Source organism: Acetobacter pasteurianus subsp. pasteurianus LMG 1262 = NBRC 106471 (assembly GCF_000285275.1).
In the GTDB taxonomy this organism is placed as follows: domain Bacteria; phylum Pseudomonadota; class Alphaproteobacteria; order Acetobacterales; family Acetobacteraceae; genus Acetobacter; species Acetobacter pasteurianus.
In genome coordinates, this window is record NZ_CADO01000139.1 from 166,802 (window position 1) to 179,051 (window position 12,250).

16 protein-coding genes are annotated in these 12,250 nt (G+C 56.6%); 5 read left to right on the forward strand and 11 right to left on the reverse strand.

Annotated elements, in window-relative coordinates:
- Nucleotides 1-84 precede the first annotated feature (84 nt).
- On the reverse strand, nucleotides 85-2,271 hold the full coding sequence (locus APA10_RS12700) for an FUSC family protein (protein ID WP_174714305.1): 2,187 nt from the start codon (nucleotides 2,269-2,271) through the stop codon (nucleotides 85-87).
- A gap of 241 nt (nucleotides 2,272-2,512) precedes the next feature.
- Between APA10_RS12700 and APA10_RS12705 the strand changes: the two genes are divergently transcribed.
- Both APA10_RS12705 and APA10_RS12710 read left to right on the forward strand, forming a co-directional pair.
- Nucleotides 2,513-2,887, forward strand: a complete 375-nt coding sequence (locus APA10_RS12705; RefSeq protein ID WP_003625190.1) for a YidB family protein — start codon at nucleotides 2,513-2,515, stop codon at nucleotides 2,885-2,887.
- A gap of 73 nt (nucleotides 2,888-2,960) precedes the next feature.
- Complete coding sequence (locus APA10_RS12710) at nucleotides 2,961-3,488, forward strand: hypothetical protein (protein WP_003625191.1); 528 nt, start codon at nucleotides 2,961-2,963, stop codon at nucleotides 3,486-3,488.
- A 27-nt stretch (nucleotides 3,489-3,515) separates the two neighbouring features.
- Here APA10_RS12710 and ccmI read toward each other — a convergent pair whose 3' ends face one another.
- The 7 genes from ccmI to APA10_RS12740 are packed head-to-tail and all read right to left on the reverse strand — an operon-like array spanning nucleotide 3,516 to nucleotide 8,791.
- Complete coding sequence (gene ccmI, locus APA10_RS12715; RefSeq protein ID WP_003628251.1) at nucleotides 3,516-4,247, reverse strand: c-type cytochrome biogenesis protein CcmI; 732 nt, start codon at nucleotides 4,245-4,247, stop codon at nucleotides 3,516-3,518.
- A complete protein-coding gene (locus APA10_RS12720) occupies nucleotides 4,244-4,735 on the reverse strand; it encodes a cytochrome c-type biogenesis protein (RefSeq protein WP_003628250.1) in 492 nt (163 codons plus the stop codon). The genes ccmI and APA10_RS12720 overlap by 4 nt, the downstream gene beginning before the upstream one ends.
- Entirely contained in the window at nucleotides 4,732-5,313 is a 582-nt protein-coding gene (locus APA10_RS12725; protein WP_003625198.1) for a DsbE family thiol:disulfide interchange protein, read from the reverse strand. Before APA10_RS12725 ends, APA10_RS12720 begins: the two co-directional genes overlap by 4 nt.
- Entirely contained in the window at nucleotides 5,310-7,295 is a 1,986-nt protein-coding gene (locus APA10_RS12730) for a heme lyase CcmF/NrfE family subunit (protein WP_003628249.1), read from the reverse strand. The genes APA10_RS12725 and APA10_RS12730 overlap by 4 nt, the downstream gene beginning before the upstream one ends.
- A 37-nt stretch (nucleotides 7,296-7,332) precedes the next feature.
- Entirely contained in the window at nucleotides 7,333-7,863 is a 531-nt protein-coding gene (gene ccmE, locus APA10_RS12735) for a cytochrome c maturation protein CcmE (protein WP_003628248.1), read from the reverse strand.
- Nucleotides 7,860-8,021 carry a hypothetical protein gene (locus tag APA10_RS15220; RefSeq protein WP_003622625.1) on the reverse strand — a complete coding sequence of 54 codons (162 nt, stop codon included), beginning with the start codon at nucleotides 8,019-8,021 and terminating at the stop codon, nucleotides 7,860-7,862. The genes ccmE and APA10_RS15220 overlap by 4 nt, the downstream gene beginning before the upstream one ends.
- Entirely contained in the window at nucleotides 8,018-8,791 is a 774-nt protein-coding gene (locus APA10_RS12740) for a heme ABC transporter permease (protein WP_003622628.1), read from the reverse strand. The genes APA10_RS15220 and APA10_RS12740 overlap by 4 nt, the downstream gene beginning before the upstream one ends.
- 171 nt (nucleotides 8,792-8,962) lie before the next feature.
- Here APA10_RS12740 and APA10_RS12745 point away from each other — a divergent pair, with 171 nt between their 5' ends.
- Together APA10_RS12745 and APA10_RS12750 are read left to right on the forward strand one after the other, a co-directional pair.
- Nucleotides 8,963-9,256, forward strand: a complete 294-nt coding sequence (locus APA10_RS12745) for a YciI family protein (protein ID WP_003622630.1) — start codon at nucleotides 8,963-8,965, stop codon at nucleotides 9,254-9,256.
- A 2-nt stretch (nucleotides 9,257-9,258) separates the two neighbouring features.
- Nucleotides 9,259-9,678 carry an EVE domain-containing protein gene (locus APA10_RS12750; protein ID WP_003628246.1) on the forward strand — a complete coding sequence of 140 codons (420 nt, stop codon included), beginning with the start codon at nucleotides 9,259-9,261 and terminating at the stop codon, nucleotides 9,676-9,678.
- Between the two features lie 108 nt (nucleotides 9,679-9,786).
- On the opposite strand, the gene APA10_RS12755 is transcribed toward APA10_RS12750, so the two are convergent.
- Together APA10_RS12755 and APA10_RS12760 are read right to left on the reverse strand one after the other, a co-directional pair.
- Nucleotides 9,787-10,122, reverse strand: coding sequence for a TIGR01244 family sulfur transferase (locus APA10_RS12755; protein WP_003628245.1), 336 nt, complete (start codon nucleotides 10,120-10,122; stop codon nucleotides 9,787-9,789).
- Nucleotides 10,123-10,233: 111 nt separating this feature from the next.
- Nucleotides 10,234-10,911: a hypothetical protein gene (locus tag APA10_RS12760; RefSeq protein ID WP_003628244.1), complete on the reverse strand. Its 678-nt coding sequence runs from the start codon at nucleotides 10,909-10,911 to the stop codon at nucleotides 10,234-10,236.
- A 226-nt stretch (nucleotides 10,912-11,137) separates the two neighbouring features.
- Here APA10_RS12760 and APA10_RS12765 point away from each other — a divergent pair, with 226 nt between their 5' ends.
- Nucleotides 11,138-11,995, forward strand: a complete 858-nt coding sequence (locus APA10_RS12765) for an EcsC family protein (RefSeq protein WP_003628243.1) — start codon at nucleotides 11,138-11,140, stop codon at nucleotides 11,993-11,995.
- Nucleotides 11,996-12,065: 70 nt separating this feature from the next.
- On the opposite strand, the gene APA10_RS15225 is transcribed toward APA10_RS12765, so the two are convergent.
- Entirely contained in the window at nucleotides 12,066-12,242 is a 177-nt protein-coding gene (locus APA10_RS15225) for a hypothetical protein (RefSeq protein ID WP_003622641.1), read from the reverse strand.
- Nucleotides 12,243-12,250: the final 8 nt, after the last annotated feature.

The following is a 12,250-nucleotide window of genomic DNA, read 5'->3' on the forward strand; positions in this document are numbered from 1 at the left end:
TTGTTATAACAATTTCTTGAGCATCTGACAAAAAAAGAGCCGGAACAAAAGCCCGGCTCTTTAACAGCTTGATTTGAAGGGTATTTACACGGCCCGATAGGGCTTGGAGGCATCCAAAAACACAGCGTTGGCGTCCAATTCGTGCGAAACCACAATCAGGTAGGCAATGGCGCGTGTCAGCTCAATACGGGTGGAAATATTGGGCTCCATGGCTTCCATACGGCGGAGGGCAGATGTTGCAACCCGCGCAGCATGTGCCGTATGGCCGTATTTGCCGGTAAAGCGGCTCATACGCTTCATAACAATTTCAATGGCGCGTTTGGCTGGCGGTGGAATCTGGTTGCGTTTTAGCAGGGTGCGCAAACGGATAATGTTTAGCCCGATGGTCATTGCTGCCAGCGTGCCCTGCAAACACCCTTCAATAGTGGGGGAAGGCGTGGGGCCAGCGTGGCGGATCAGGCGGGCAAACCTATCAATATTGCGGCCAATCCAGTCTCGCGTTTCGGGCATAGGCTCGGCAGATGCCAGTGTGCGCAGATCATGCAGCATAATGCGGCGCATGCGCCAGCGTTCTGCATTATTGTTGAAGGGGAGCACGGCCCGGAAAATCAGCACGGCAAAAAACACGCCCAGCAGTACGGCTGCGGTGGAATTGAACCATCCGATTTCGTTCTGACGCCCTTGGTTAAGGGGATGCACAAAGTTGGGCAGCAGCAGCGTATAGGCCGCAGAATGCAGGGCTGTGCCAGCATTACGGGCAGCAAGGCCACCAGCAATCATGGGTATGGCGAGTGAGCCCACCAGCATTTCGTAATCTGCCTGCGTGGGCAGTACAAGAAACACCAGAAAGAACGAAACAACAGCCGCCCATATGCCACCCACCATGAATTGTGATGAGGCGACAACGGGGTTTTCTCGGGTTGCAAACAGCCCGCAAACAATGGCCACAAAGGTAATAAAGCCCAAACCTGCGGGCCACGCTGTACATTCCCACACCAGCCCGGCAGCCGTAATGGCCACCATGGCGCGCACACCGTTATAAACGGCCTCGCGCTTATCTACGTGGGCTTGCAGGCGGAAGTGGAAGTGATCCCCACGGATAAAGTGCTGGCTGGCATCATATTCCCGGATAGCCTGTTCCAGCTCACCCAGCAGTTCATCCAGCGCGTTGTGCAGAATGCGCCCATCCAGCAGAGCGGGAATATCTGTATCGTTTGCGGGGTTGTCATCAAACGCCGTGTCAATTTCCTGCGAAAGCGCATCCACCACCCGTTGGTGGCATTCAGCCCGCAGTAATTGCAGATCGTGCAGCAATTCCTGCACGCTTTCATCGGAATCCAGCCGGTTGGGAACGGTTGTCAGAAACTCGCTCACATGGGCTGCGGTCTCACGGAAAGCGGGCTGGTCTGTCTGCACATATTGCAGGCGCACCGCCATACCCAAACCGCGTGAAAGCAGCACGGAAACGGCAGCCAGCGCAGCGCGTGCGTGGTCCCCTTCATGCCCGTGGGGGCCCATTTCCACTTCGGAAAATTCGATCTGATCGTTAATCGAAATCAGCGGGCCAAACATGGCGCGGGAACGCACCAGCGCTTCCTCATCTCCCGCCAGCAGGCTGGAAACAGAGGTGGACACGTTGGAAAGTGCGGTGCGCAGTTTATCGCGCATGTTGCGGCGGGCTGTTTCGGCCAGATTATGGGCAAACAGGCCTGCCAGTGTGCCCTCGCACACAATGCCCAGCACAATGTAAGATGCACGGGACATGGCCGTCATAAACACGTTTTCTGGGTGCGGAATGGCGCCAATGGCAATAATTGCCGTGGTATAACCGGCCAGCACAAGCGCATAGGAACGGAAGTTGCGCACCAATGTGGCCATGGTGCAGCATGTTCCCACCCAAATGGACAGAATGGGGAAGAACAGCCACGCATTCTGGTTAAAGGCTGAAATCAGGGTGATGGACATCACCACCCCTATGGCGGTGCCCACCAGACGCCATCGGGCTTTGGAAAGACTTTCCCCGCGGGAGCCCTGGGCCACAATCCATACGGTCATGGCGGCCCATTGTGGGTCATCCAGTTCCATCCACAGGGCAATCACCAATGCCAGCAGGGCAGCGGCAGTGGTGCGCACGGCAAAACCGATGGCAGCAGGTGTGGGAGAGATCAGCCAAGCAAAAGGCAGCTTCCCGCGTTCACCCGGCCGGTGCAGGGGGCGGAAATTGCGCAGGGGGCCGATCCGGTCAAGGATAAACATAGGGAGACTGGGCACGGCGACTATTTTATCCTGACAACGAAAAACAGGGAGGAACGCCGCACAGGGTAGCCTGATTCCCTGCTTTTTCCTTGTGGGTTCAGACGCATATCAGCTATCAGTCTTCCGGCGATGAACGCGCGTGGGATCAGAAATTATTTATAAATCTTGCGCATATAAGCTATCATGTTCCCAGATAGAAAAATACTGTGAATATACTATGCTCACAGTTGAGGTAAGATAAACGAAAGTAGGCGCGATGTCTGATTTCCTTCAAAACATTCTTGGTAAAGTAGAAAGCGCTCTGGGCGTGGATGTGCAGGGGGCATTGCAGCAGCAGTTGCAGTCTTTGTTGCAGCCGCAGAATCTGGAAGCACTGCTTACGCGGGCAGATCAGGCCGGGCTGGGTGATAAAGTGCGTTCATGGGTAAGCCAGGGCGGCAACGTGCCCGCCACTCCAGATGAAATTCGCACCATTCTGGGCAGCGATATGGTGCATAATCTGATTGAAAAAACCGGCCTGCCAGCAGATACCGTGCTGACAGCTCTGGCACATTTTCTGCCAGCCGCCGTAGATAAGCAGACCCCACAGGGCGTGCTTCCAGAAACAGGCGCAGAAACCAAACAGGCGTAACATTTCCTGCACGCCTGCAATGCGCATGTGTTGAAGGCGTGCATCCTGCGTATGAATCCGGTAGAATTACGCCATGGATTTGGGCGAACGCATTAAACGCATGGATAGCTGGCTGCTGGATGAAGTCTGCCAGCCTTTGGCAGATAAGCTGCCAGAACGTCTGACCGCTTTTGAAGTGGGCATGAGCTGCCAGCTCGGCTCTTTGCTGTTATCTGCCGTTTCCATCATTGCCGTGTTTGTTGTGACGGGCATGAACGATTTTGGAAACATGATCTTCAATGTGCTGGTCTGGGCATTGTGCGTGACGTTTTTTATTGGGTTGGGCCGCCTGCGCGTGCTGGTGCAGCCGGGCAAAGCCAACCCCTTGCGCTACATGCTGATTAGTGTGCGCATTATTTCTATTCCGTTTACATTTTACGTGATTTATCAAGCCATTACATCGCCGGTCACGTTTAGTTCGGCAATGTGGTTTAACGCGTTTTCCAATATTGTTTTTGTAGTGGGGCTGTATTTTATTTCCTGTCAGCCCCGTCCGCCCCAGCGCCGGGCGAAGGAAGAAATCTGGGGCCGTGTTATGGCCCCAGAAGGCAGCGGTCTTTAACGATTAAAATGTAATGGGGAACAGCGATCAGGGGTTATCCTGATCGTGCTCTCCCTGTGCAATGCGTGCCTGCACGGCACTGCGCCATGTTGCATCCTGCGGGGCGGCATCTAGCGCCTTGCGGAAAAGTGCTAGCGCTTGCGGCGTAACCTGATGATTGGTGCGCGTAATGGCTTCTGCTGTGCGGGCAGCCAGTTCGGCATCAAAACCCATATCTAAAGCGTGGTTCCACGCATCTGCGGCTTCAGCGTAATGCTCGCGGGAGGCCTCAACCTGCCCAAGTAGCAGATACCCTTGGCGCAAAGCAGGATCACCCGGCGGCAGTGTGGCCAATGTCTGCTTTAGGCGTGCCACCAGCATATCATTTTTTGTGTCCTGCATATGCTCAGCAGCAAGGCGTGGGCCAAGTGGCTGCGCAGGCAGAGAAGGCACGCCGTTTGTCAGATACAGCCCCACTGCCAGCACAGGGGCAAGCCCAAGGCCAATCCAGCCCACTGTGGCCGCGCGGGAAGTATCGGCGGAGGATGGTGCCTTATCAGCCGCCAGAATACGGCGCTGAATTTCCAGCCGTGCAATTTCATGCTCCGCCGGGGCTATCAGCCCGATTGTGAGGTCACGATCCACCTCAGCCAACTGAGCTTCGTGCAAGGCAAGGGCGGCGCTGCGTTCATCCCGCACGGTGCGGGTGCGTTTCCATAAAGTGGCGCAGGCAGGGGCCAGAGCCAGCAGGCTGAGCAGGGCAATGGAAAGCCAGATCATGGGGCGTTATCCTTATCCTTTGTCAGCTGGGCCAGCCGGTTTTTTTCTTCTTCTGTCAGCGGAGGAGGAGAGGGCGGGGCAGCCGCGCGACGGCGATAAAAGATAAAGGCCGAAGCAAGCCCCAGCAGCAGCGTCAGAACAGGCATGCACCACAACAACAAGGTGCTGAATGAGAATGCTGGTTTCAGCCGGATGAAGTTGCCATAGCGGTTTACCATCCAGTCCATGATCTGCTGGTTGTTTTCACCCTTGGCAACGTGTTCACGCACCACGCGGCGCAGGTCTCGCGCCAAGCCAGCACTACTGTCCTCAATGGATTCATTTTGGCAGACAAGGCAGCGCAGTTGGGAGCCAATGGCCTCGGCCCGTGCTTCATCCTTGGGGTTAGGCAGCATTTCCATGGGGTCATCTACCGCCAGCACCAGCGCAGGTGCGGCAATGAGGGAGAACCCAACGCAGGAGGCTGCCAGAAAACGGCGCATGTTCATGGCGTTTTCAACTTTTCAACCAAAGGCAGGAGTGTCTGGTTCAGAATGTCATCTGTAAGAGGGGCTGCTGTGTGCCAGCGGATAACGCCGCCGGGGCCGATCAGGAAGGTTTCCGGCACGCCAGAAATACCCCATTCAATCCCCACACGGCCTTCATGGTCACTTCCAAGGCGGGAGAACGGGTTGCCGGAATGCTTGAGAAAGTTTTCTGCGTTTTCTGGCCTGTCCTTGTAGGCAATGCCCCACATGGTCAGCTTGTCTTTCAGCGTCATCAGGGTAGGCATTTCCGCAAGGCAGGGAATGCACCATGATGCAAAAAAGTTCACCAGCACAGGCTGTGTCAGGTTGCGTAAGTCCTGCGTGTTAAAACCCTGCATGGGGGGCTGATCTGGCAGCGTAAAATCCGGCACAGGTCGGTTCAGCACTGGCGCATTGATATCATGCGGGTTGAAGGAGCCATGCTCCATGCCGGAAAGCATTTTCCAAAACGCAACGCCAACAACGCCAGCCCCCGCCAATGGCAAAGCCATAAGCAGGCGACGGCGGGATGCATTGGGGGGTGTTTCTGAATTGCTCATGATGCTGCACTCATTTCGGCAGAAGATTTGGCACGCTGCGGCGCACCCACACGCACACGACGGTCAGATAGCGAAAGCGCGCCACCAAACGCCATGACCAGAGCCCCCAGCCACATCCACGGGGCCAGCGGGTTGTAATGCAGGCGCAGCACGTAGGTGGGGTTATTATCCGGCCCGTGTTTGTCACCCAGAACACCATACAGATCTGCCAGCAGGTTGGTATGGATGGCAACATCCGTTGTGGTCTGGTTTTGCGTATTAAAGCTGCGTTTGGAAGGGTGCATGACAGTAATAAGGTGCCCGTTACGCCGCACTTCCAACGTGCCCACCATAGCGATGTAGTTTGGCCCCGGTTCCTGCTTTACGTTTGTCAGCGTCCAGTCATAGCCAGCCAGATGTTCTGTGGTGCCAATAGGCACTTCCACAATTTTATGCTGGGCCTGAGACATAGCGGAAAGCCCAAGCACCGTAATGCCCACGCCAATATGCGCAATGGCCGTGCCAATAATGGCGCGTGGCAACATGCGCGCACGCTGCACACTTGTGGCAAATGGTGCGCGGAACAGGCGCACACGTTCCACAACATCCGTAATGGTGGATGCAATAATCCAGATAGCCGCTGCTGCGCACAGAATGGGCAGAACGCCAGAAAGGCGGAAGGCCGCAATGGCGCAGGCAATGGCGGTGATAACAGCCGCTACCCACAGCTTTTGCAAAATGGGCCAAAGCTGCGCGCGCTTCCACGGCAGCATGGGGCCAAAGCCCATGAAGATGAACAGCGGCAACGCCAGCGGAATGGTGGTGGCATCAAAAAACGGTTTGCCCACAGAAATGGTGCGGTCAAACAGCAGGGACATAAACGGCGGATACATTGTGCCCGTGAGCACCACGGCACAGAGCGAACACAGCAGAATATTGTTCAGCACCAATGCCCCCTCGCGCGAGACCGGGGCAAACAGCCCGCCGGAAGTGAGGGATGGGGCACGATAGGCAAACAGCGCCAAAGAACCGCCAATCACTACCGCCAGCAGGCCCAGAATAAACACGCCACGTGCGGGGTCATTCGCAAAGGCATGCACGGAATTCAGAATGCCTGAACGCACAAGGAAGGTGCCGGAAAGCGAGAACGAGAACGTGCCAATAGCCAGCAGCACGGTCCAGATTTTAAGGGCTTCGCGCTTTTCCACCACAATGGCGGAGTGAATAAGGGCGGTGCCTGTCAGCCACGGAATGAGCGAGGCATTTTCCACCGGGTCCCAAAACCAGTAACCGCCCCAGCCCAGCACGTAATAAGACCACCAGGACCCCATGGCGATCCCGCAGGTGAGGAAGCACCAAGCGGCCACGGCCCAAGGGCGTACCCAGCGGCCCCATGCGGCATCCACCCGGCCTTCCAGCAGGGCGGCAATGGCAAAGGCAAACGGCACGGCAAAGCCCACATAACCCGTGTACAGAATAGGCGGATGAAAAGCCAAGCCGGGGTCTTGCAGCAGGGGGTTCATGCCCTGCCCATCCATGGGGGCAGGCCAGATGCGGGCAAACGGATCAGACGTGGTCAGGCAGAACAGCTCAAACCCGGTAGCCACCAGCCCCAGCACGCCAATAACGCGGGCGCGCAAAGCGGAAGGCAGGTTACGCCCAAAAGCCGCAACAGCCGCGCCGCACAGGCCCAGAATAAGCGCCCATAAAAGAATGGAGCCTTCGTGGTTCCCCCATACGCCGGTAATCTTATACAGCAGCGGTTTGGAAACCGCGCTGTTGGCCGCAATGTTCTGGACAGAAAAATCATCCGTAACGGCAGCGTAAACCAGACAGAGGAAAGAGGTTAGCAGCGCAATAAGCTGACCAATGGCAAGGCCGGGGGCCAGTGCCATCAGCCGCACATCGCGGCGGCGTGCACCCATAAGGGGGAGAATACCTTGTATGGCAGCAAGCACGCAGGCCAGCGCAAGGGCGTAGTGTCCGAGTTCGGGGCTCAGCATGTCAGGGGGTAGGCTCCCGCTTTTTCAGGTCTGTATATTAGTTGGAGGCAGGCTGGGTGGCGGTGTTTTTGCGGGCATCCTGCACCGTCATTTTATTCCAGCTATCCGCACTGGGGGGCGGGCCAAATCGAGGGTCCCACTTCCCGGCCTTTTTCAGGGCCTCGGCCACTTCCTTGGGCATGTAGGTTTCATCATGCTTGGCCAGCACTTCGGTGGCGGTAAAATCATGCGAGGGCTGAACCGTGCCAATGGCCACAACGCTTTGGCCTTCACGGAACAGGTCTGGCAAAATGCCTTCGTAATGCACGGTTACTGCGGCTTGGCCATCGGTGACGTTAAACGTGGCAACAGGTGTTTCACCCCTGCGTTCACGGTGGACAGAACCGGCCACCACCATGCCGCCCAGCTTGACGGTTCTATCCTTGGGCGGAGGGGAGGCCATAACCTGCGAAGGCGTTACAAAAAACACGATATCGGAAGAAAAAGCCCGCAGGATCAAAGCTGCGGCGGTGCCAAGGCACGCCACGCAGGCAATGACAAGCCAGAGGCGACGGGTTTTGCGGGTCATGATTGTGGAGCGGCTCCTGCCTTGCGGGGGGCTTTTTGTTCAAGGGTGGCCAGCCGGATGCGGTCGCGCTTCAGGCGCAGGGCAGCGCCAACGGAAAACACAAGCGCCATAATGGCAAACAGGCCGTAGCTGGCGGCAATATAAGGCAGATGGGTCATGCAGCGTTGCCTCTGCGGCGGGGGGAGGACAGCAGGGCGCGAATACGGCTTTCCATTACGGCGGCGCGGGTGCGGGCCACAACAATAGCAGCAAAGCCAAGCCCCATGCCCAAGGCAGACAAGGCCAAAGGCCACAGCATGGAAGAAGACATGGTGGGCGCACCCGTAAGGGTAATGCTGTCTGGCTGGTGCAGGGTGTTCCACCATTGCACGCTAAACTTGATAATGGGCAGATCTACCGCACCTGCAAGGGCCAGAATGGCGGCGGCCTTGTAGCCACGCTGCGGATCATCAAACGCGCGAATAAGCGCAATATGCCCCAGATACAGGAAAAACAGCACCAGAACGGAGGTCAGCCGTGCATCCCACACCCACCATGTGCCCCACATGGGCTTGCCCCAAAGAGACCCCGTAGCAAGGCAAAGTGCGGTGATGGAAGCGCCCACAGGGCCAATTTCCACCGCTGCCAAGTCAGCCAAGGGGTGCCGCCATACAAGTGAGAGCAGGCCACATATGGCCAAACCGGCATATCCGGCAGAAGCCAGCATGGCCGCAGGCACATGCACATACATAATGCGCACGGAATCGCCCTGCTGCCAGTCTGCGGGGGAGAAAAACAGCCCCCAGCCCAGCCCTGTAAGGGTAAGGAGTATGGCAGGCCATGTAAGCCACGGCTGAAGGCGTGCCCCCAGCTTAAGAAACTGGCCGGGATTGGCATACCGATGGAAAAAATTGCCGGTACGCGCGACAAAGGTCGGAGAGGCGCTCAAAAGTCAGTCCGTTCCATCTGTATCTGGTTCAATCCTGTGGTCTTCCTCTTTCACTGCCATTGCGGAAGTGGGAAAAGGACTACCTGTGTCCCCTTTTACAACATTCCGTGCCTCTTGACACGATGCAGTTGTTCATGGGCGTGTTGCCCACACAACACAACGGAGGAAATTATGCTGTTTGCCATTACCTGTACGGATCGCCCCGGCGCGCTGGAACTGCGCAAGGCCACACGTGCGCAGCATCTGGCATTTCTGGAAGCCCATAAAGACGGTATCCTTTTTGCAGGTCCGCAGTTGGATGCCAACGGCAACCCCTGTGGCAGCCTTGTTCTGCTAGAAGCACCAGACCGCGCTACGGCAGAAGGTTTTGCGGCGGCAGACCCGTATGCAAAGGTAAACCTGTTTGAAAGTGTGATTATTCGCCCGTTGCGGACCGTGTTCCGTGATGGCCAGATGGCTGAATAATCATGGCCTACTGGCTGGTGAAAAGTGAGCCTGATGCCTTTAGCTGGGATGAGCAGGTGGCCAATGGCGTGGAGCCATGGACAGGCGTGCGCAACCATCAGGCTAAAAAGAACCTGGCGGCCATGAAGGCGGGAGACCGCGCTTTTTTCTACCATTCCAACGTGCAGCGCGCCATTGTTGGCGTGGTGGAAGTGGTGCGTGAAGGTTACCCGGACCCAACGGCAGAAACCGATAAATGGGTATGTGTGGATGTAAAAGCCATAGCCCCTATGCCCACACCGGTAACACTGGCGCAGATTAAGGCAGAACCTACGCTGGAAGATCTGGCTTTGGTGCGGCAGTCCCGCTTGTCTGTCTGCCCCGTATCGGCAGAACACTGGCAGATTTTGTGTGACATGGGTGGGTGGCAGGAACCAGCCTGAAACCCAGCCCGTGTTCACGATATTTTGTAGTTTGTGGGTAAATACAAACCAACAAAAAAGGCCGCTCCATAAAGGGCGGCCTTTTTTGCAAGCAGCGCAGCGCAGGAATTAGCTCTGCGTTGCCAGTGTCCATGCCTGAGCAGAGCGGTTGCCAGAACGGCAATAAGCAAAAATCGGGCCCGGCAGGGTGTTAATGGCTTCCTGCGTTTCAATCACGGCATCGGAAGAAGGCGTGAGCGGTGCAGAAACCGGAATGGCAATAAAGGAAAGGCCGGCCTTGCGTGCGGCTTCACCAATGGTTTCAGCGGAAGGCTGACCAGCTTCTTCGCCATCCGGGCGGTTGCAGATAATGGTTTTGAACCCTGCATCCCGAATAAGCGGAATATCTTCCAACGTAATCTGGGGGGAAACTGCAAAATCGGGAGAAACAGAATGATACTGCATGGGACTATATATCCTGAAAGCTAAAAAGAACTGCCGCAGAATGCGGCTTTTGGGCCTGAATGCAAGATCAAAGCAGCCAGACCCAAAAGCATAGGCACCGGGGTATCTGTTTTAGCGGTGAATGAAGTACATATCGGAATACAGGTTTTTCAGCGCAGCATGGTCTGCCAGGCAGTGGCGCACCAGCACGGCGCGCAGGCTGATAGCGGCCTGCTGCACGGCTGGGTCTGTGCTATCTGGGTGCAGGGCTGGGTAATGCTGCATGCAGGATTTAAGCGTGGGGTTGTTCATATCCACGCCAGAGCGGATCTTTTCTTTCAGCTCGTTATAGTAATCGGAAACTTCTTTATCAGAATCCCACAGCGGCACGGAGGTATCCACCTTACCGTTGTGCATGAAGTAAGCCACCGTGAAAAAGCCTGTTTCAGGCGCAGCCGTGCCGGATTGAACTGTCATGCGGCAAGCGCGTTGTGAATATGGCGGAAAGCTTACATCCGGCATGGCGGAAGAAGCTTGCACCTGTATGGCTGGCGCAGGCGTGTTAGGGTTGGGAGAGGCATCTTCAACATCTGCCCCACCGGCTTCATGTGCCTTTTCCCATGCTTTTGCCACAAGAACGTGGAAACGGTCAGACTGGCACAGATCAGGTGCAGTGCGTGCTTCAGCCAGCCGGGTTTCATATGTCTGTTCCTGCGGGGTGGCGCAGGCTGCAGTTGCCACAATAGCCGCCAGCGGTGCCAGCCGCAGAAAGCGCCGTACAGAACGCTGGATGGGTGAAGGATCGGTCATATCAGGATACTCCGCAATAAGGTGTGCGCCTGGGTGGAGAACGGTATTTCTGCTTTGGAGTGTCTAAGGGCTTTATGCAAGCCTTACAACGGCGCGGGCCGCGTATGCAGGGCGGATAAGGTGCTGGGTGCTGTTTTTCGTGCCCTGTGCCTGTTATGATTACAACGGAATAGAGAAAAATAAGGCGCCAGAGTGCGTCGCTGCTTCGTTCGCAAACGGGCGTGGCATGCAGCAGGCAGGAGAGGCACGGATGAGCACACAAAAAACAGCAGGGAATGCCCTGGCCCCCATGCTTTTGGATGGGCACGAACTGGCAGAACTGGAACAGGCGCTGGCCGATGTGGAATCTGGCCGGGGCGTTCTGGTGCGTCTGGCAGACCTTATGGGCGGTGCTGTTGGGCATGCCGCACGTTTGGGCCTGCGCGGTTTGGGCATGGCCCCCAATATGGAAGAAAAAATGCGCGGGCTGGCAGAAACCGCCATTGCGCGCGCGTTTGATGTGGCCATTGTAGGTATGAAAGGCCCTGCCGATAGCCAGATGGCAGAAGCCCGTTGGCGTGGCCCGGCCTTGCAGGCTGCGGTGGCTGTTTCTGGCGCAGTGGGTGGCTTTAGTGGTTTGGCCGGCTTAGCCCCGGATATTGGTTTTACAACGCTGACAATCATGCGTGAAATAGCACGCGTTGCGCGGGAGGAAGGGGAAGATCTGTCAGACCCGGATGCCCGCCGCGCCTGTCTGGAAGTGTTTGCGCTTAAAGCCTTCCCCAACAGCAGAAGCGGGGAAGAAAGCGAACTGGGTTATTTCTCGGCCCGCGCTGTGCTGCGTGGCCGCCCGGTTGTGATGCTGATTGCTGAAGTGGCCTCTCATTACGGTTTGGCGCTGGGGCAGAAAATTTCCCTCCAGCTGATGCCTGTGGCAGGTGCGCTGTGTGGGGCTTCTTTGAACACGGCGTTCTTCAACCATTACCGCGCACTTGCCCGTGCGCATTTCACCATTCGCCGGCTGGAGCGGGAACATGGGCCGGTTGTGCGTGATACCGCCATGTCCATGCGTGAAGATCTGGCCGAACGTGGGGCAGAAGCCTAAGCCATTTTCAGCTCAGGCTAGAAAGATTGCAAAAAAGGCCAGCACCTTTACGGGCTGGCCTTTTTGCTGGTCAGGCAGGTTTTTTCTGCACCTTGCGGGGCGGTTCGCCCTCCAGAAACGTGGTGAGAATGGCAAACCCAAGCAGGGTGATGCCAATAACCTTGGCCGCCAGATGGTAATGCGGTGCCCAAAAGGTTACGGCAAAGCATACCGCAATACCAATCAGGCAAGACAGGCGCATGTTCATGGCAAAAG

What these genes read in the sequence shown, in the direction of transcription:
- APA10_RS12705 (WP_003625190.1), top strand. Translation starts at nt 2,513, where the DNA reads ATGTCTGATTTCCTTCAAAACATTCTTGGTAAAGTAGAAAGCGCTCTG.
- APA10_RS12710 (WP_003625191.1), top strand. Translation starts at nt 2,961, where the DNA reads ATGGATTTGGGCGAACGCATTAAACGCATGGATAGCTGGCTGCTGGAT.
- ccmI (WP_003628251.1), bottom strand. Translation starts at nt 4,247, where the DNA reads ATGATCTGGCTTTCCATTGCCCTGCTCAGCCTGCTGGCTCTGGCCCCT.
- APA10_RS12720 (WP_003628250.1), bottom strand. Translation starts at nt 4,735, where the DNA reads ATGAACATGCGCCGTTTTCTGGCAGCCTCCTGCGTTGGGTTCTCCCTC.
- APA10_RS12725 (WP_003625198.1), bottom strand. Translation starts at nt 5,313, where the DNA reads ATGAGCAATTCAGAAACACCCCCCAATGCATCCCGCCGTCGCCTGCTT.
- APA10_RS12730 (WP_003628249.1), bottom strand. Translation starts at nt 7,295, where the DNA reads ATGCTGAGCCCCGAACTCGGACACTACGCCCTTGCGCTGGCCTGCGTG.
- ccmE (WP_003628248.1), bottom strand. Translation starts at nt 7,863, where the DNA reads ATGACCCGCAAAACCCGTCGCCTCTGGCTTGTCATTGCCTGCGTGGCG.
- APA10_RS15220 (WP_003622625.1), bottom strand. Translation starts at nt 8,021, where the DNA reads ATGACCCATCTGCCTTATATTGCCGCCAGCTACGGCCTGTTTGCCATT.
- APA10_RS12745 (WP_003622630.1), top strand. Translation starts at nt 8,963, where the DNA reads ATGCTGTTTGCCATTACCTGTACGGATCGCCCCGGCGCGCTGGAACTG.
- APA10_RS12750 (WP_003628246.1), top strand. Translation starts at nt 9,259, where the DNA reads ATGGCCTACTGGCTGGTGAAAAGTGAGCCTGATGCCTTTAGCTGGGAT.
- APA10_RS12755 (WP_003628245.1), bottom strand. Translation starts at nt 10,122, where the DNA reads ATGCAGTATCATTCTGTTTCTCCCGATTTTGCAGTTTCCCCCCAGATT.
- APA10_RS12760 (WP_003628244.1), bottom strand. Translation starts at nt 10,911, where the DNA reads ATGACCGATCCTTCACCCATCCAGCGTTCTGTACGGCGCTTTCTGCGG.
- APA10_RS12765 (WP_003628243.1), top strand. Translation starts at nt 11,138, where the DNA reads ATGCAGCAGGCAGGAGAGGCACGGATGAGCACACAAAAAACAGCAGGG.
- APA10_RS15225 (WP_003622641.1), bottom strand. Translation starts at nt 12,242, where the DNA reads ATGAACATGCGCCTGTCTTGCCTGATTGGTATTGCGGTATGCTTTGCC.